13 protein-coding genes and 1 pseudogene are annotated in these 17,649 nt (G+C 72.6%); 6 read left to right on the plus strand and 8 right to left on the minus strand.

All coding sequences use genetic code 11. The annotated features are described in order from the left end of the window. Window positions 1–237 precede the first annotated feature (237 nt). From ACIA8K_RS03460 to ACIA8K_RS03470, 3 genes and pseudogenes are all read right to left on the minus strand, one after another. Window positions 238–875 (minus strand): annotated as a pseudogene (locus ACIA8K_RS03460) (transposase family protein); the annotation flags it as partial. A gap of 175 nt (window positions 876–1,050) precedes the next feature. Beyond that, window positions 1,051–1,863, minus strand: coding sequence for a hypothetical protein (locus ACIA8K_RS03465; RefSeq protein WP_396054516.1), 813 nt, complete (start codon window positions 1,861–1,863; stop codon window positions 1,051–1,053). 482 nt (window positions 1,864–2,345) lie between these two features. Then, complete coding sequence (locus tag ACIA8K_RS03470; RefSeq protein ID WP_396054518.1) at window positions 2,346–3,011, minus strand: hypothetical protein; 666 nt, start codon at window positions 3,009–3,011, stop codon at window positions 2,346–2,348. 94 nt (window positions 3,012–3,105) lie between these two features. Here ACIA8K_RS03470 and ACIA8K_RS03475 point away from each other — a divergent pair, with 94 nt between their 5' ends. After that, window positions 3,106–4,029, plus strand: a complete 924-nt coding sequence (locus ACIA8K_RS03475; protein ID WP_396054520.1) for a TAXI family TRAP transporter solute-binding subunit — start codon at window positions 3,106–3,108, stop codon at window positions 4,027–4,029. Here the strand turns inward: ACIA8K_RS03475 and ACIA8K_RS03480 are convergent. The 3 genes from ACIA8K_RS03480 to ACIA8K_RS03490 form a co-directional block, all read right to left on the minus strand. After that, the gene (locus tag ACIA8K_RS03480; protein WP_396054522.1) at window positions 4,019–5,410 is read right to left on the minus strand and encodes a sensor histidine kinase; all 1,392 of its coding nucleotides are present in this window, start codon (window positions 5,408–5,410) and stop codon (window positions 4,019–4,021) included. The genes ACIA8K_RS03475 and ACIA8K_RS03480 overlap by 11 nt on opposite strands. Window positions 5,411–5,426: 16 nt before the next feature. Further along, window positions 5,427–6,086, minus strand: coding sequence for a response regulator transcription factor (locus ACIA8K_RS03485; RefSeq protein WP_396054524.1), 660 nt, complete (start codon window positions 6,084–6,086; stop codon window positions 5,427–5,429). 137 nt (window positions 6,087–6,223) lie between these two features. Next, window positions 6,224–7,195 (minus strand): helix-turn-helix domain-containing protein, encoded by a 972-nt coding sequence (locus tag ACIA8K_RS03490; protein ID WP_396054526.1) that lies wholly within the window; start codon window positions 7,193–7,195, stop codon window positions 6,224–6,226. A 52-nt stretch (window positions 7,196–7,247) separates the two neighbouring features. Between ACIA8K_RS03490 and ACIA8K_RS03495 the strand changes: the two genes are divergently transcribed. From ACIA8K_RS03495 to ACIA8K_RS03505, 3 genes are all read left to right on the plus strand, one after another. Next, complete coding sequence (locus ACIA8K_RS03495; RefSeq protein WP_396054528.1) at window positions 7,248–7,937, plus strand: alpha/beta fold hydrolase; 690 nt, start codon at window positions 7,248–7,250, stop codon at window positions 7,935–7,937. A 91-nt stretch (window positions 7,938–8,028) separates the two neighbouring features. After that, window positions 8,029–8,217: a hypothetical protein gene (locus ACIA8K_RS03500; protein WP_396054530.1), complete on the plus strand. Its 189-nt coding sequence runs from the start codon at window positions 8,029–8,031 to the stop codon at window positions 8,215–8,217. A gap of 114 nt (window positions 8,218–8,331) precedes the next feature. Then, window positions 8,332–9,759, plus strand: coding sequence for an alpha-amylase family protein (locus tag ACIA8K_RS03505; RefSeq protein WP_396054532.1), 1,428 nt, complete (start codon window positions 8,332–8,334; stop codon window positions 9,757–9,759). A gap of 43 nt (window positions 9,760–9,802) precedes the next feature. Here the strand turns inward: ACIA8K_RS03505 and ACIA8K_RS03510 are convergent, their stop codons facing one another. Further along, window positions 9,803–10,978, minus strand: coding sequence for a sulfotransferase family protein (locus ACIA8K_RS03510; protein ID WP_396054534.1), 1,176 nt, complete (start codon window positions 10,976–10,978; stop codon window positions 9,803–9,805). 23 nt (window positions 10,979–11,001) lie between these two features. Beyond that, entirely contained in the window at window positions 11,002–13,443 is a 2,442-nt protein-coding gene (locus tag ACIA8K_RS03515) for a DUF6318 family protein (protein ID WP_396054535.1), read from the minus strand. A 96-nt stretch (window positions 13,444–13,539) separates the two neighbouring features. Here ACIA8K_RS03515 and ACIA8K_RS03520 point away from each other — a divergent pair, with 96 nt between their 5' ends. Both ACIA8K_RS03520 and ACIA8K_RS03525 read left to right on the plus strand, forming a co-directional pair. Further along, a complete protein-coding gene (locus tag ACIA8K_RS03520) occupies window positions 13,540–15,315 on the plus strand; it encodes a substrate-binding domain-containing protein (protein ID WP_396054537.1) in 1,776 nt (591 codons plus the stop codon). 44 nt (window positions 15,316–15,359) lie between these two features. Next, a complete protein-coding gene (locus ACIA8K_RS03525) occupies window positions 15,360–17,525 on the plus strand; it encodes a primosomal protein N' (protein WP_396054539.1) in 2,166 nt (721 codons plus the stop codon). The last annotated feature ends 124 nt before the right edge of the window (window positions 17,526–17,649 follow it).

The raw sequence follows: 17,649 nt of genomic DNA on the forward strand, positions 1-17,649 counted from the left end.
GACGCAGACCCTCACGCGGACGCGAACCCTCACGCGGACGCAGACCCTCACGCGGACGCGAACCCTCACGCGGACGCGAACCCTCACGCGGACGCAGACCCTCACGCGGACGCAGACCCTCACGCGGACGCGAACCCTCACGCGGACGCAGACCCTCACGCGGACGCAGACCCTCACGCGGACGCGAACCCTCACGCGGACGCAGACCCTCACGCGGACGCAGACCCTCACGCGGACGCGAACCCTCACGCGGACGCGGTTGAGGGCCTCCTGCCGGCGTGACAGCTTCGGTCGGTGGCGCTGGCGTTTGAACGGCGACCGGACGGTGCCGTCGGCGCCCTGGTATGGCTTGTCGGCGAAAGTCATCACGTTGGCGCTGGTCAGTGCGTCGATGATGCCGTGGGTGCGAGCAGCCGTCAGGTCGTGGACGGCGCCGGGAAGTGCGGCCGACGCCCACCCCAGACGCCGGCCGCGTCCCAGATGACCTGCATGTTCACGCCGTGACGGCGATGTTTGCCGGAGTAGTGGGGCCGCTGGTCGGCGACCCGGTCGATCGGGATCAGTGTGCCGTCGAGGATCGCGTAGGCCAGCAGGCGGATGCGTCGCATCGCTGCGTCCAGGCGTCGGCGGCGCTAAGCAGGACGACCGCTTCCTGGACGTAACGCCAGGCGGTCGCGATTCCGCTCTCGAACCCGGCAGCGAGGTGGGCACAGGTGTCACCGTTGCGCGGATGGGCCAGGGCGAGGAGGGCCTGGCGGCCCGGTGTCAGCCGGCGCCATCGAGTTCTGCACTGCTGACGGCAGCCGAGGATGCGGTCGGCGAGATGGTTCAAGGTCCGGCCGGGGCAACGAGATCATGGACGGGCAAGACAGCATGGCGAGGCTCCCGGCGGGGGCATCTGATCTTGGTCGACTGCCGTCTACCGCGAGCTTCGTCCTACGTGGACACCGGTGCACTCCTGCCCGCGACCTGCACCGTCACGATGGAGAAGGCTCATTGCGGAACAGTGCGACGACTGTCTCGTTCGGGAGGCCGTGGTTACGGGAGGACTCAGCGCTGTGGTTCCGGCCATCGCCAGCTGTCGACTGCAGGCCAGGTCGTCATGAGACCGGTGGCCAGGACGCCGCCGAAGGCAACGGTGCCCTCGTGCGATGCGTAGGCGATCCAGTCGTCGTGTTCGTCGGTCCAGAGGCCCTCGGCACCGGTATACCTCGGTGCGACGGTGACGACGTCCAACACATAGTCGGGGCCGTACTCGCGCAACTCAGCCACCCGCGGGCGCTTCAACCGCTGTAGCACCTGGTGGACGTGGTTGACACCGTCTTCCTCCCACATTGACTCTCCGTGTACGACCAGCACGTCGGGCGGAGTCGGGCTGCTCAGCATCGGATGCCACAGGCCGCCCTGTACGCCCCAGCGCCGCTGCAGCGATGCGCGCCACGTGGAGCCCTCCTGTGGCGTCAGCACGCGCCGGTACGGAAGGGGCTCCGCGCGGAGAGTGGGCTGTTCCCTCCAGCGCTGTACGTTTGCCGAGAAGAGGCGGCGCTCATCGGCCATGGCCTGTGCCTCGATCTCGCCGCCCGGCGGCTTGGTGAACACAGAGTCTGCCACCTCAGCTGCCGTGAACAGGGCACGGGTGAGGACCTCGATGCCGGGAAGGTGATCCGGATCGAGACGTTCGACCTCTTCGAGGATGGCGTCCACGACGTTGTAGCGAGGAATCGTGCGCTTCGCTTCGGCTGTGTACGTGTGCTCGTCGACCCGACGGCCCGCGTTGGGCAGCCGAACGTATGCGGCCCTGAGGTCCGCAGCTCGCTGCGCCAGATAGTGGCGTGCGGTCCAGTGCAACGTCGTTGCATCCACCCGAAGATCATCCCCTCTGGCGCGGCAGGTTTGCCCGATCCAGCTGCGCGGTTGCCCTGTGACGAGCAAACCGCTACCGCCGCAACGCACTATCTGCCGCGATCCGCGATCCGCGATCCGCGTGGCCGGTGGGCGCGATGGCCGTTGCTGAGAGGGCTGTGACGGTGCTCGCCGGGCCCGGATTGGGGTCATTCTCCACTGATGGTGCGACCAGGCCGGGGCGGCCGCCGCTGCGTTGAGTGGGCGGCGGCCGTGGACGGTCCTGGCGGGTGGGGTGGGGCGGGGTCAAAGGTTGCCTGGTCGTGCAACCACGAACCTGGCAGGGAGGCCGCCTGCGGCCGACCGGTGTCGCCGGGAGGCCTCGGGTGGTGATGCGCGATCAACCAGGCAGATGAATCCGTTGACCTTGGCCTTGACCGTGGCTTTCGGCCTGACATCGCTCGGCCCGGTGATCGGCGCTGACGGCTGGGCCGTTGGCTTTGTCAGGCGACGGCGAGGTCGGGCTGGGCGTGGGGGATGCGGGTGGGGCGGGCGTAGGGGGTGACGGGCGTCTGGTAGCCGGCCAGGGTCGGGGCGGCGGACTCGGGGACGGCGACGACGAAGCAGCCGGAGCGGCGGCTCACGCTTGCGGTCACGCCGAGCAGGCGGGCGGCCCGGACGAGGATCGCCACCATGTCGGGTTCGGCGATGCCGATGCGGAGTTGGCCGTGGCGGGGACGCAGGCGGCCGACGAGGAGGCCGGCGTTCCAGGCGGCGCGGGCCAGGACGACGCGGTGTGCGTGGTGCGGTGACGAGTGGCCGAGCGGGTCGGTGCCGAGCAGGCGTTGGCGGCCGCGCTGCCAGGAGGCGACCATCATCCGGTCGACGGCGAGGCGGTCCGGTTCGGCGATGGTGACCTGCTGGACCGCGTAGCGGCGGACGCCGCCGCCGTCGCGCTCCTCGGCGCGGGCGTGGTAGCCGAGGCAGGCGAGCAGGTCGGTCAAGCGCTGCGACGCGTCCTCGCGGTCGAACTCCGCCACGGCCGCGCTCTGGGTCGCCACCGGGCGGGACGACAGCCGGCGTGTCTCGGGCTGCAGGACGGGGCGGGCGCAGCGGACCAGGCACACCGCTTCGAACGCCGTGACGAAGGTGCTCGTGAGGAAACTCATAACTGTCCTCCCTTGCTGTTCGTAACACCGTGTCGGAGCAGGGCCGGACGTGCGACGTTCGGGGCCGGGATTTGTGCCAAACTTGTGCGAACTCATGAACAACAGAGACGAACCAGCGAACGCCGTGCCACGCCGCGCGGTGCTGGCCGGGCTGGCCGTGCTGGCCGGTGCCGCGGCCTGTTCCGGTGGGCCCGTGGGGCCGCGCCGGCTGCGCATCGCGTCCAGCGCCGGTGACCTCGGCGCAGGGCTGGCGGACCTGGTCAATCGCCATCTGCGGGACGTCGAGGCCTCGGTGGTGACGCCGATGGCGTCGGCGGGGACCGTGGACCTGATCGCGCGCGGCGAGGCGGAGATCGGCCTGTCGCAGACGGATCTGCTTGGCGTGGACGCGTCGGTGACCGCGCTGGCCCGCGTCTACGACGACCTGCTGCATCTGGTGGTGCCGGCGGACCACCCGATCACCACTGTGGACGATCTGCGCGGCCGGCGGGTGTCGGTGGGTGAGACCGGGTCGGGGACCGCGGTCACGGCGGGGCGGCTGCTTGCGGCGGCCGGCCTCACCGCGGGCGCCTACGTCCGGAGTGAGCGGAGCCTGGACAATGCGACGGCGGCGCTGACCAGGGGCGACCTCGACGCGTTCTTCTTCTCCGGCGGGCTGCCGGTCGCGCGGATCCGCGAGTTGAGCGCCCGGACGCGGATCCGGATCGTGGACCTGTCCGGGTGGGCGGGCGCGCTGCGGAGCACGTACAGCGACGTGTACGTGGTGCGTAACGTGCCGACCTCGACGTATCAGGCGCCGCCGTCGGCCACCATCGCGGACGCGACGCTGCTGCTGGCGTCCGCATCGCTGCCGGACGCGCTGGCCTACGACGTGACTCGGCTGCTGCTGGAGCGGCGGGACGTGCTTGCCGTGGCGCACCCGGCGCTCGAGGCGCTGGACGTGCGGTCCGCGGCCGCCACCATGCCGGCGCCGCTGCATCCGGGCGCGGCGCGCTACTACCGGTCAGTCAAACCGTAGCCGGAACTGCTTTTCCGGGGCGCCACCAGAGCCGGGCCTCCAGGCCGCCGGCCGGGGCCGGTGCGAGCGTCATCCTGCCGCCGGACGCCTCCACGAGGACGGCGACGATCGGCAGGCCCAGGCCGGCTCCGTCCACGTTCTGCGCGTCGGGTGCGCGCCAGAAGCGGTCGGTGGCGTGCCGGCACTGCTCCTCGGTCATGCCGGGGCCGGTGTCTCGTACGGTCACCTCGACGCCGCCGTCCCGCGACTCCACAGTCACCTCGACGCTGCCGCCGCCGGGCGTGAACTTGAGCGCGTTGTCGATCAGCGCGTCGAGCGCCTGGTCGAGGCCGGTCGGGATGGTCTCGATGTGCCGTGGCCGGTCCGGCACGGTGACCCGAAGCGTGATGCCGCGCAGCTCGGTGAGCGGGCGCCAGGACCGTTCCCGGTTCAGCGTGACGGCGACCGCGTCGACGGTCTCCGTCTCGTACCGGCCCCGCTCGGCGCGGGCCAGGGAGAGCAGGCCGTCGAGCATCCCGGCGAACCTGTCGGTCTCCTCGAGCGCGAACCGGTGGTCCTCGCGTGCGTCGTCGTCGGCCAGGTACAGGCCCAGGCTCTCCACCCGCAGGCGGAGCACGGTGAGCGGGTTGCGCAGCTGGTGGCTGGCGTGTGCGACGAAGGACCGCTGGCGTTCGAGCGAGTCCGCCATCGCGTCGGCCATCTCGTTGAAGCTTGCCGAGAGGCGGCGCAGCTCGGGCGGCCCGCCTCCGGGATGGACCCGGGCCCCGCCGTCGCCGGCCGCGATCTCGTGGGTGACCGCGTCGAGCCGGGTGACAGGTTGCAGCACCCAGCCGGCCAGCCAGAACGCGGCGAGCACGCAGACCGCCACCGCGAACAGGCCGAGCACGCCCAGCTCGAGCCAGGCGACGGCGACCTCGCGGCGGTTGTCCCAGGTCGGTGAGATCGTCACGATCGCGCCGAGCACCGCGCCGCCGTCGTTGACCGGGACCGCGACCACGAGCGGGCGGGACTCCCAGGGCCAGAGCGTGCCTGGCGTGCTGACCGTGCGGCCGGCCAGCGCGCCGCGGACCGCCACCTCGCCGTACGCCGGGACGGAGTGGTCGCCGCCGAAACCGATCCACGGCCGCTGGTCCGAGTCGACGAAGATCGCGCCGATGCCGTACAGCTCGTGGTAACGGCCGAGTTCGTCGAGGAGCGAGGCCAGTTCGCCGCTGCGGACCGCGGGTACGGCAAGCGAGGCGAACCTGGTGGCGTCCGCGACCCGGTCGGAGAGGACGCGCTCGGTCTCCCGGCCGGTGAGCGAGACCGCGAGCGGGATCTCCAGCGCCAGCAGGACCATGCAGAGCAGGAGAACATAGGTGGCCACCAGTCTCCTGCGCACCGGCCCTCCTCAGCGTTCAGTCGGTGCTGAGACGGTAGCCCACGCCGCGAACGTTCTGCACGAGGTCGGGCCGGCCGAGCTTGGCCCGCAGCGAGCCGACGTGTACCTGCAGCGTGTGCCGCCCGGACCAGGTGGTCTGCCACACGTCGAGCAGCAGTCGCTCGCCGGTCAGCACCACGCCCGGCTGCCGGGCCAGCGAGCCGAGGATGTCGAACTCCTTGCGGGTGAGCGAGACCGGGCGGCCGTCCACCTGCACCGTCCGGGCGGCGTAGTCGATGCGCAGCGGCCCGACCTCGACAGTTTCCGGCGCGGCCCGGCCGGACCGTGCGGTACGCCGCAGCAGCGCCTCGATGCGGGCCTGCAGCTCGGCCATGGAGAACGGCTTGACCACGTAGTCGTCCGCGCCCATCCGCAAGCCGACGACCCGGTCCCGTTCTTCACCGCGCGCGGTCACCGCGATGATGGCCAGGTCGGGGTCGCGGGCCCGGAATGTCCGGCACACGTCGACGCCGTCGCCGTCCGGCAGGTTCAGGTCGAGGAGCACCAGGTCGGACGGGGCGGCGGAGAGCGCGGCCTCGGCCGTCGCGGCGTGCTCGACCGTGTATCCGCTGCGCTGCAGCATCGACATCATCGCGGCGGCGACCCGGAAATCGTCCTCCACCATAAGAATCCGCATGCGTCCTCAGCCCGTCGCCCTCGATCCGCGCCCTGTCTGTCCCGGAAAGGTAGGGCCCGGTTGTTTCGAGAAGCGCTCTCCCCCGGCCCCGAGTCGGATGAATATATCGGGGGAACGAGACCGGGACCACACACGAGCTAATCGCCGACCCGGACCACGTGGCGAAGGTGCTCCTCGACGGCGGTGGCCGGGGCGTACCGGCGCTGGTATTCGGTGGGGGTGACGCCGAGTTCGCGGCGCAGGACCGTGCGCAGGTGGGAGGCGGTGCCGAGGCCGCTGCGGCGGGCGATCACCTCCATCCGGGTCTCGCCGCGCTCAAGCAGGCGGCAGGCGATGAGCACCCGGCCGCGGGTGAGCCAGGCCAGCGGCGTGACACCGATCTGCGCCTGGAAGCGGCGGTGCAGCGTGGCGACGCTGATCCCGGCCGCGGTGGCCAGCTCGGCGACGCCGATCGGTTCGTGCAGGCGGCGCTGCGCCCAGCTCAGCAGCGGCGCCAGCGACTCGTCCGGCACCTCGGGCATCGCGCGCTCGACGGTCTGGGACTGGAAGCCGTCACGGTGCACCGGGAACGCGAGGCGCTTCGCCACCGTGCAGCCGGTCTCCGCGCCGTGGTCGGTGCGGATCACATGCAGGCCGAGGTCGAGCGCGGCGGCGCTGCCGGCCGCGGTGAGGATGTCACCGTCGTCCACGAACAGCGAGTCGGGCTCGACCCGTACCCCCGGATATTGATCGTGCAGGAGGCCCGCGAGATCACGGTGGGTGGTGACGCGGCGCCCGTCCAGGAGGCCGGCCGCGGCAAGCGTGAAAACGCCGCCGCCGGACGCGATAAGCCGCGCACCTCGCGCATGCGCCCTGGTCAGGGCCGTGATCACCTCGGCGGCGACCGCCTGCATGGGACGGTCCGGGAGGACGATTGTGCCCGCGGTGTCAAGCGCCTCCAGTCCGTGGGCGGGCGCGATCAGGCCGCCGCGCATCGTGGTGTGCGGGGCGGCGGCGCAGATCGTCAGCGTGTAGAGCGGCGGGCCGAAGATCTCGGTGGCGGCGCCCGCCTCGAACGCGCTGGACCGCTCCTCGACAAGCAGCGCCACCTGCGACAAAAGGATCGTCATCTGCGATTCATAGCACTCCCCGAATGACGCGCCGCCGACCACGATCGGCAGTGTGAAGAACTACGTACTCATCCCCGGCGCCTGGCACGGCGCGTGGGCATGGCAGCCGGTCGCCACGCGGCTGCGCGCCGCCGGTCACCGCGCGCTGACGCTGACCATGCCTGGCATCGACGACGGCGACCCGACAGGCGTCCGGCTCACCGACGCGGTGGACCACATCATCGACACCATCCGCGGGTACGACATGCGTGACGTGGTCCTGGTCGCGCACAGCTGGGGCGGCTACCCGGCGACCGGCGCGGCCCACCGGCTGCCGGACCGGATCGCCGAGGTGGTGTATTTCAGCGCTGTCGTCCCGGAGCCCGGCGTGTCCCAGGTGGACGAGCTGCCGGCTGAGATGGGCGGATTTGTCCGCGCGACGATCGAGGCGGAGGGTGTGGTGCCGATCGGGTTCGACGCGCTTCAGGCCGTGCTGCTTCCGGACGAGCCGGAGCCGGTCCAGCGCGTGATCCACGAGCTGCTGGTCCCGCACCCGGGCCACTACTTCACTGACACGCTCGACGTGCCGCAGGTGACCTCGATCGGGCTGACCGCCCGGTACGTGCTTGCCGAGCGGGATCTGGCGCTGGCCAAGCCGGGCGCCGAGTTCGCGGCCCGGCTCGGGCTCACCCCGACAACGGTGCCGGGCGGCCACGAGGCGCTGCTGACCCACCCCGACGACGTGGCGAAGGCCCTGCTCTAGCGTTGTCGCATGACACTTCCGATCGATCTCGTCCGGCCCAGCCGGTCCCGGACGAGGTCGACCGGGACCACGCGGTGCCGCCGGCCCCGACGTGGTGCGCCGGGCGATCCGGGTGATGGGCGCGGCACGGTTCTTCTGGCTCGCGCCCCGGATGGTCGCGTCGGCCGGGGAAACCGCCACCACAAACGGCTACAGCTACGACAGCCGTGACATGTCGGAGCGGTTCGCCGGCCGCGCGCCGGTCTTCGAGGTGCTCGCGGAGTGGGCCGGGAGCGTGTGACCCTACCGGCGGCGTCCTTAATGGATTGATAAGGAACGATCTTGCTCCCGTCGCGGGCCGCGCCTATGCTGCCCGAAAACACCCCAAAACCAGCAAACCCATCGGGGGTACGACGTGAGCACAGTCCGCAGACGCCGGGGCCTGCCCGCCGCGATAGCCGCGGTGGTGCTGGCCGGGGCCGGCGCCGCCTTCGCGATCGGCGCGGTCGCCGCCGGGCCGGATGCGAACGCCGCACCGCCCGGCACCCGCGACGTGACCGCCGTTCTGTTCGAGTGGCGCTTCGACGCGATCGGGCGCGAGTGCACGAACCGTCTGGGCCCGGCCGGCTACGGGTACGTGCAGGTCAGCCCGCCGATGGAGCACATACAGGGCGAGGCGTGGTGGACGTCGTACCAGCCGGTCAGCTATCAGATCGCCGGCCGGCTCGGCAACCGTGACCAGTTCAAGGCCATGATCGCCGCCTGCCACACGGCCGGGGTGAAGGTCGTCGCGGACTCGGTGATCAATCACATGAGCGCGGGCGGCGGGACCGGAACCGGCGGGACTTCTTACAGTAAGTACACCTATCCCGGGACTTATGCGGACTGGGACTTCCACACCTGCCGCACGAAGATCAATGACTACACCAACCGCGGCAACGTGCAGGACTGCGAGCTGGAGAACCTCTCCGATCTGAACACCGGCAGCGACTACGTGCGCGGGCGGATCGCCGCCTACCTCAACGACCTGTCCTCGATGGGCGTCGACGGCTTCCGGATCGACGCGGCCAAGCACATGGCGGCCGCGGACCTGGCCGGGATCAAGTCGAGGCTGACGAACCCGGGCGCGTACTGGAAGCAGGAGGTCATCTTCGGCGCCGGCGAGGCCGTGACGCCGAACGAGTACCTGCCCACCGGCGACGTGCAGGAGTTCCGGTACGCCCGCGACCTCAAACGCGTCTTCCAGAACGAGAACCTGGCGTACCTGAAGAACTACGGCGAGGGTTGGGGCTATCTCGGGTCCGGCCAGGCCGCGGTGTTCGTCGACAACCACGACACCGAGCGGGTCGGCGACACGCTCAACTACAAGCACGGCGCGGACTACACGCTTGCGAACGTGTTCATGCTGGCCTGGCCGTACGGCGCGCCGGACGTCAACTCCGGCTACGAGTGGTCGAACAAGGACGCCGGCCCGCCGAACGGCGGCGCCGTGACCGCGTGCTGGGCGGACGGCTGGAAGTGCCAGCACGCGTGGCCGCAGATCGAGAACATGGTCGCGCTGCGCAACGCGGCCGGCGACACCGCTGTCACGAACTGGTGGGACAACGGCGCCGATCAGATCGCGTTCGGCCGCGGCAACCGGGCCTACCTGGCGATCAACCACGAGACGTCCGCGCTGACCCGCACGTTCCAGACCTCGCTGCCGGCCGGCACGTACTGCGACGTCCAGCACGGCGAGCGGACCTCGGGCGGCGGCTGCACCGGCGCCACCTACACGGTCGACTCGGCCGGCCGGTTCACCGCGACGGTGGCGAGCCAGGACGCGATCGCGCTGTACGTCTGACCCGCCTCGCACCCCGCTGCGGGCGGGCGGGGTGCGGGTTCGGTCAGGCGGCCTGCCGGGTGGAGAACGCGGCCCGGACCACCGCCTCGTCGAGGCCGTACCGCTCCAGCGTGTACCGATGGGTGCCGGGGCTCCGACGGCGGTCCCGCCCGGCGAACACGGTGAGCGCGGCCCGCTCGTCGCCGGTCAGCGGCCGGCCGATCCGATCCCAGATCGCGGCCGTGGCACCCGCCGGGTCCGCCGCGAGCGCCTCGTAGCCGACGTCGACGAAGTCCGCTGTCGCGTGCCGCCGCACCTCCTCGGCAGCGGACGCGGCCCGGGTCCAGAAGTCGAGCCAGGTGCGCCCGATCTCGGCGAGGTCGACGTGCCGGTTGTGCATGCGCAGCGTCGCCTCGCAGAAGCTGCACCAGGAGGCGAGCGCGGCCGCCGGGTCACGGTGGGTGGTGACGATCAGGGCATCGGGGAAGACCCGCAGCAGCGCGTCCAGGTTGCCGAGGTGACAGGGCGACTTGAGGATCCACTGTGGCGCGTTGCCCCGCTGCATCACCTGCAGCTGCTGCTTCAGATAGCGGTAATCGGGGGTGAAGTCGTGCGCGTCGTACCAGCGGCGGTATCCGGGCATCGGCACCCGGGTCAGGTGAACACCGTTGTGCGGCAGCAGGAAGACGCACTCCTCCGGATCGGTCGCGCCGAGCGGATGGATTGTGCGCATCGCGGGCAGCATCGCGTAGTAAAGGCCGGCCAGCATCCGGGTGGTGAGCCGGCGACCGGCCGCCTCACCGCCGCGCGCGGCCGGGTGCAGCAGTTCCCAGAACATCGGAGCCCGCGCGCCGGTACGGTGCCCGAGCAGCCCGTGCAGCAGCGAGGTGCCGGTGCGGGGCAGCCCGGTGACGAAGACCGGCCGGCGCACGGGTGCCTCCGCGAGTTCCGGGTCGGCGCGGAGCGTACGAAGCACGCGCCCGCGGTTCGAAAGGCGCCTGGCGATCTCGGTACGCATCGCCAGCCGGCCCAGCGGCGTCAGGTCCGCGGCCTGGATGTGCTCGTGAAGCACACGCATCCCGTCCAGGAAGCCGGTCTCGTCGTCCGCGCCGCGCAGTCCGGCGGCCCGCTCCAGCAGGGAGAACCGGGACAGGGCGCGCACCAGCGGATCGGCCGGGCTCAGGAGCGCGTTGACTGGCGCGACCCAGGGCGCGAGGCGCGGGCCGGACATCTCGGTCATCTGGTTCCTTCGGCTGCTCGGGTTCACGCGAGTGGGGCGGTGGTCTGCAGGTCGCTTACCGTCCAGGTCTCCCCGGACCTGGTCAGCGCGACCTGGCAGGAGAGGAACGTAAAGCGGGGCAGCGTACGGCGGGGCGTGCCGTCCGGGCCGAGGACGGTCCCCGGGCTGCGGTCGACGACCACGCGCAGGATCGGGCGGTCGAGCGTGAAGAAGCTGTCCGGGTTGACGCTGCGCACCACGTAGCCGGCGTCCCGGATCGTGCCGCCCTCGCGGTACCCCTCGGTGATCGCCGCGATCGCGTCCGCGCAGGACGTGCAGGACGTGTCGCTCGCCGCCGCGAGCGCGGAGGTGTCGCCGGTGCGGAGCGCGTGATCGAGCGTGGTGAACCAGTACGGGACGAAGGCCTTGGCGCCCTCGCTGCTCAGCTCCGTCGCCGGGCCGGACGGGATCGGCGCGGCGACCGAGGCGGTCGCCAGGCTCGCCGGCGGCTCCGGCCCCGCCTCCGGCGTGGGCGCGCGCCCGGTGGAGTAGGTGACGGCGAGCAGGACCGCACCGGTGGCGACGGCCGTGGTCAGGATGCCGGCGGTGGCCGCCGCCCGCTGGCGTCCGGGCGGCACGGGCCGGCGCGCGGGCCGTGTGGTCATCGCCGGCACCTCCGGCACGGCAGCCGGTACGGCCGGCGGCCGGGGCGTCATCCCAGGCGCGGCGGCGGGCGCGGCAGGCCCCAGGGGCGTTGTCTCCGGTGGACGTGCGGCCGGAGGCGCGGGCCGGGACGACGACTCCGATAGACGTGCGGCCGGAGGCCCGGCCGGAGGCCCGACCGGCGGCGCGGGCCGGGACGACGACTCCGATAGACGTGCGGCGGGAGGCGCGACCGACGGCACCGGCCGGGACGACGACTCCGATAGACGTGCGGCCGGAAGCGCGACCGGCGGCACCGGCCGGGACGATTGCGGATCGACGGGCACCGGGGCCACCCGGGGCACGGCCTGCTCCACGGGCACGGGCTGTTTCCACAGCGGGCCCGGGTCCAGGCGGGCGGGACGGCGGGCCGGCGCGGGCTCAGGCGGCTTTCCGAACGGCGGTGACGCCGGCGCGGGCACTCTGTTCCGGCCGGACGACGTCGGGCCCGGCGAAGCAGCAGGTGAACCGGCAGACGACCCGGCAGGTGAACCGGCAGGTGAACCGGCAGGTGAACCGGCAGGCGACCCGCTCGCGGACGGCGGGCTCGCGACGGTCGGCAGGTCATCCGCGGGCGTCGGGGCTCCGACGGCTCCCGCGCTCCCGGACACTCGTGAGCTTCCCGAATCCTGAGGCGCCCCGAACGTCGCCTGATTCCGGGACCCGCCGGACGCCTCGGCCTCGGGCGTCCCGCCGAACGTCGCGGGCGTCCCGCCGAACGTCTCGGGCGTCCCGCCGAACGTCTCGGGCGCGGGGCCCGGCGTGGGATGTCCCAGCGGATAGAGCCCTTTCAGCGGCATCGCCGTCTGCAGGCGCCGTCCGCTCCCGCTGCTCGTCGGCGACGACCGGCTCCACCCGCCGGACGGCGAGCCGACCATCCAGGACGCTCCGCTGTCCTCCGGCCCGGGGTCCGGTTCGCCGGTGTCCACGCGACGGCGGCCCACGTAGGGCGACGCGAGCAACGCCGGGGCGGTGTCCGCCGCCGCGGCCTGGAGCCGTGCGGCAAGCTCCTTCGCGTCCGGCCGGTCGGCGGGCCGTGCGGACAGACAGGCCTGGATCAGCGCGGCGACCCCGGCGCCGGCTGCCTCGGTGAGCGGCCGCGCGGAGGACTCGTCATCGGCCGGTGGCCGCCCGGTGATCATCTCGTGGAGCAGCGCACCGAACTGGCGGATGTCGCCGGCCGGCTCGGGCTCGCCGTGGGTGTCCTCGTCACGGCCGGTGAGCCAGCCCATCCGGGCGTCGGTGAGGTGCACGGAGCCGTCGTCGGCGAACAGAACGTTGCTTGGTTTGATGTTCCGGTGGACGATGCCGCGTTCGTGTGCGGCGGTGAGCGCGCCGGCGCAGGACGCGGCGATGGTGAGCACCTCCACGAGCGGCGCCGACCCGCCACGGGAGATCCAGCGCCGCAGGTCCACCCCGGTGATCAGGCCGGAGACGAGCCCGGCCGTGTCCCCCTCGATCACCAGGTCGGTGACCGGCTCCCACACCGGGTGGATCCGCTCGGCGAGGGCCGGGGCCGCATCGCGCAGCCGGCTCACCACGCGCTCGTCCCCGGCGTACTCACCGGCGAGGATCTTCACCGCGTGCGTGGCGCCGGTCTCGAGCGCGGTCGCGCGCCACATGGTGCCGTGGGGCCCGACCCCGACCGGCAATAGCAGTTCGTACTTGCCGGCCAGCACCTTCTGCACAGTCATCTCACCGTCCACGCACCAGCGCCGTGCCCGGACGGCGTCGTCCGGGCAGAAGAACGCCCTAGCAACGGTGTGGAACGGTGCCGAGTTCACAGATCTCGATTGTTGCCGCGTTGTTCACAAAATGCCCTCCGGGCTGCGGAGACCACATACGGTACGCACGTCAAACCCTGGGAGAGGTAGATAGACATGGACACTTCAGGCGTGGTCACCCGGCGTCGCCGCCCGGGCCTGACCGTGCTTCGCATAGGTCTGGTCATCCTGCTCTGCATGGCCGTCGCGGCCGGCACTGTCGGCGTGCTCTGGCAGCGGGGCATGCTGTCGCTGGCCGGACGGTGCCTGACCTCCTCGACCGTCACGGTCGTGGCCTCCCCGACCGTGGAGCCGGCGCTGAACCAGGTGCTCGCGAAGTGGAACGCCACCCGGCCCACAGTGGACGGCGCGTGCGTCACCGCGCGGACCGTCGTGCAGGAGTCCGGGCAGGCAGCGGCCGCGGTCGGCCCCGGCTGGGACCCGGCCCGGGACGGCGACAAGCCGGACGTGTGGGTGCCGGACTCAAGCGTCTGGCTCAGCGTCGCGGGCTCCCGTCCCGAGGCCGCCGAACTGCTCGGCGCACAGCCGGAGAGCATCGCCACCTCGCCCGCGGTGCTCGCGCTCCGCAAGCCGATGGCCACCGCGCTCGGCTGGCCGCAGCGCCCGCTCGGCCGGCAGGACGTGATCGGCGCGCTCTCCCAGCCGGACGTGTGGGCCAAGGCCGGCCATCCCGAGTACGCGAGCATGCGCGTCGGCCTGACCGACCCGGCCACCTCGACGGCCGGGCTGGCGTCGGTGCTCTCCATCCTGGACCCGACCGGCACCGGCGAGGTCGGCCAACAGCAGCTGATCGCGGGCCTGCAGGTCAGCCGGGTGGTCGGCGGTTTCGCACCGGACGCGGGCGTGTTCTTCGCGGCGCAGTCCACCGCGGCCGCGATCGATCAGAACTCGGCGGTCGCGGCGTTCCCGGCGCTGGAGAAGGAGGTCGCGGAGTACAACGCGGCGAACCCGGCCGGTGAGATGGCGCCGGTCTACGACACGCAGCAGTCGTTCGTGGCGGACTTCCCCTACGTGCCGCTCACCGCGAGCTGGGTTTCCGGCCGGGACCGAGCCGCGGCCGATGACATCCGGCAGTATCTGCACGGGCCGGACGCGCGCGCGATCCTGGCCCGGCACTACCTGCGCACGCCGGACGGCGCGACCGACGGCACCGCCGCGCTGCCGGTGAGCGCCGGTTACCCGGCCGCGCCGCCCGCCGCCCGGGCCGCGATCACCCCGGAGCGGCTCAGCCAGGTCATGGCCGCGTGGGCTGACCTGCAGCGCAAGGTCAACCTGCTCGTCGTGCTCGACACGTCCGGGTCGATGACGAAGCCCGTGCCGGACACCAAGCTCAACCGGCTGGCGCTGCTGCAGCAGACCGCGGGCGCCGGCTTCAACCTGCTGCCGCACACGATGAGCATCGGGCTGTGGGAGTTCTCCGGGCGCGGGGACGGTCAGGCGCACCGGGAGCTGGTGCCGTTCGGCCCGTACCCGGCGAACGCGGGCGCGATCCCGCGTGCGCAGGCGCTCAACCAGGCGGTCGGCGCGCTGCGGGCCGAGGGCGACACCCCGCTGTACGACACGGTCTACGACGCGTTCAAGACCATGCAGAAGCAGTGGGAGGCCGGCAGCACCAACTCGGTCGTGATCATCACGGACGGGGCGAACGAGGTCGCGACCGGGCTGACGCTCGAGCAGCTGACCGCGAAGCTCGCCAAGGAGCAGATCAAGGACAAGCCGGTGCAGGTCGTCACGATCGCGGTCGGCCCGGACGCGGACGCGGCGTCGCTTGAGAAGGTGGCGGCCGCGGCAGGCGGCCGTAACCTGGTGCTACGCGAGCCGGCCTCGGCAATCGAGACGCTTGTGCTGGCGTTCACCGGTCGTCTGCAGTAACGCCTCTCCGCGATCCTGTCGGAGGCACGTGACAGGATTTCGTGGTGGGAGACGAGTCGGCGGGTGAGCTGTCGCTGGACGGGCTGACCCTGACCGCTGATGCGGTCGGGGGCGGCGCGTCTGTGGCACGCGCGGTGGCCGCCAAGGCTGCCGCGCCCCCGCCGACGCCGGGCGGCAAGCCGGGCCGGTCCCAGGCGGCGAAACCGAAACCGCCGCGGGAGCCGGCCGAGACGCTGCCGGTCGCCCGGATCTGCGTGGACGTGCCGCTCCCCCACCTGGACCGCGCGTTCGACTACCTGGTCCCGGCCGAGCTGGGCGAGACCGCGCAGCCGGGCACGCGGGTCCGGGTGCGGTTCGCCGGCCAGCTGATCGACGGCTGGCTGCTGGAGCGGGTGGCGACGTCCACGCACGAGGGGAAGCTCGGCTTCCTCGACAAGCTCGTCTCGCCGGAACGGGTGCTTACCGACGAGGTGCTGCACCTGGTCCGGACGATCGCCGAGCGCTACGCGGGAAGCCTGGCCGACGTGCTCCGGCTGGCCGTCCCGGCCCGCCACGCTCGCGCGGAGCAGGAGAAACCCACACCCGAGACCGATCCGGGGGTACGCGACGAGGCCGCCGACGGCCCTGCCGAGACGGGGACGGCGTCGGTCACCGAGCTGGGCGGAGAAGGGTGGGCGCCGTACCCTCATGGGCCCGGTTTCCTGCTTGCGCTCGAAGAGCGGCGCGCGCCGCGGGCCGTGTGGTCCGCGTTGCCCGGCGAGGACTGGCCGCGGCGGATCGCCGAGGCGGCCGCGGTGACCGTCGCCGCAGGTCAGGGCGTGGTCGCGGTGGTGCCGGACGCGCGCGACCTGGAACGGCTGGACGCGGCGCTGACCGCGACGCTTGGCGCCGGGCGGCACACGGTGCTTGCGGCGTCGCTGGGGCCGGCGAAGCGGTACCGGGCGTTCCTGGCCGGGCTGCGCGGCGAGGCGCCGGTGGTGATCGGGACGCGCGCGGCCGCGTTCGCACCCGTGCACGACCTGGGCCTGGTGGTGATCTGGGACGACGGCGACGACTCGCACGGCGAGCCGCGCGCGCCCTACCCGCACGCGCGCGAGGTGCTGCTGACCCGCGCGCAGCTGACCGGCGCCGCGGTGCTGGCCGGCGGCTTCACCCGGACCGCGGAGGCGCAGCTGCTCGTGGAGACCGGCTGGGCGCACGAGCTGGCCGGCAGCCGGGACGCGCTGCGGGCGCGCGCCCCGCACGTGGCCCCGATCGGCGACGACCCGCAGCTGGCCCGGGACGCGGCCGCGGAGACCGCGCGGCTGCCGAGCGTGGCCTGGGAGGCGGCCCGGACCGCGCTGCGGGCCGGCGCGCCGGTGCTGGTGCAGGTGCCGAGGCGCGGGTACCTGCCGTCGACCGCGTGCGTGACCTGCCGCTCCCCCGCCCGCTGCGCGCACTGCCAGGGCCCGCTTGAGCTGCGCTCGTCGCACGCGGTGCCGGGCTGCCGCTGGTGCGGGCGGGTCGCGGCGGACTACACCTGCCCGGAGTGCGGCGGTCACCGCCTTCGCGCCTCGATTATCGGAGCCCGGCGCACCGCGGAGGAGCTGGGCCGCGCGTTTCCCGGCGTGCCGGTGCGCACGTCCGGCCGGGACGAGGTGCTCACGCTTGTGCCGGACGAGCCCGCGGTCGTGGTCTGCACGCCCGGCGCCGAGCCGGTCGCGGAGGGCGGCTACGGCGCGGTGCTGCTGCTTGACACCTGGGCGCTGCTCACCCGCGCGGACCTGCGCGCCGGCGAGGAGGCGTTGCGCCGCTGGCTGACAGCGGCCGCGCTGGCCCGCCCGCACCGCGCCGGCGGCCGCGTGGTGGTGGTCGCGGACGGCGCCATTCCCGCCGTGCAGGCGTTGCTGCGCTGGGACCCCGCCTGGTACGCCGCCCGCGAGCTTGCCGAACGCCGCGAACTGGCCTTCCCGCCCGCCGCCCGGATTGCCAGCCTCACCGGCCCGCCCGACGCGGTCGCCGACCTGCTGGAGACCGCCCACCTCCCCGACGAGGCCGAGCTGCTCGGACCGGTCCCGGCCGCCGACGACCAGGAACGCATGCTGGTCCGGGTCCGCCGCGGCGCCTCCGCCGCCCTGGCGAAGTCGCTTCACGAGGCCGCCGGCGTCCGCAGCGCCCGCAAGTCCCCCCACCCGGTCCGCATCCAGATCGACCCGCACGACCTTTTCTGACCGCGGAATCCACGCCTTCAGGTGTCGCAACTGTAAAGCTGGCACCTTCTCAAACGTAAAGTCAACGGGTTCGCAAGTGTAAAGGCTCCGGCTTCGCAAACGTAAAGTCTCAAGGTCGCTTACT

The organism is Catenuloplanes sp. NPDC051500, from assembly GCF_044454585.1.
In the GTDB taxonomy this organism is placed as follows: domain Bacteria; phylum Actinomycetota; class Actinomycetes; order Mycobacteriales; family Micromonosporaceae; genus Catenuloplanes.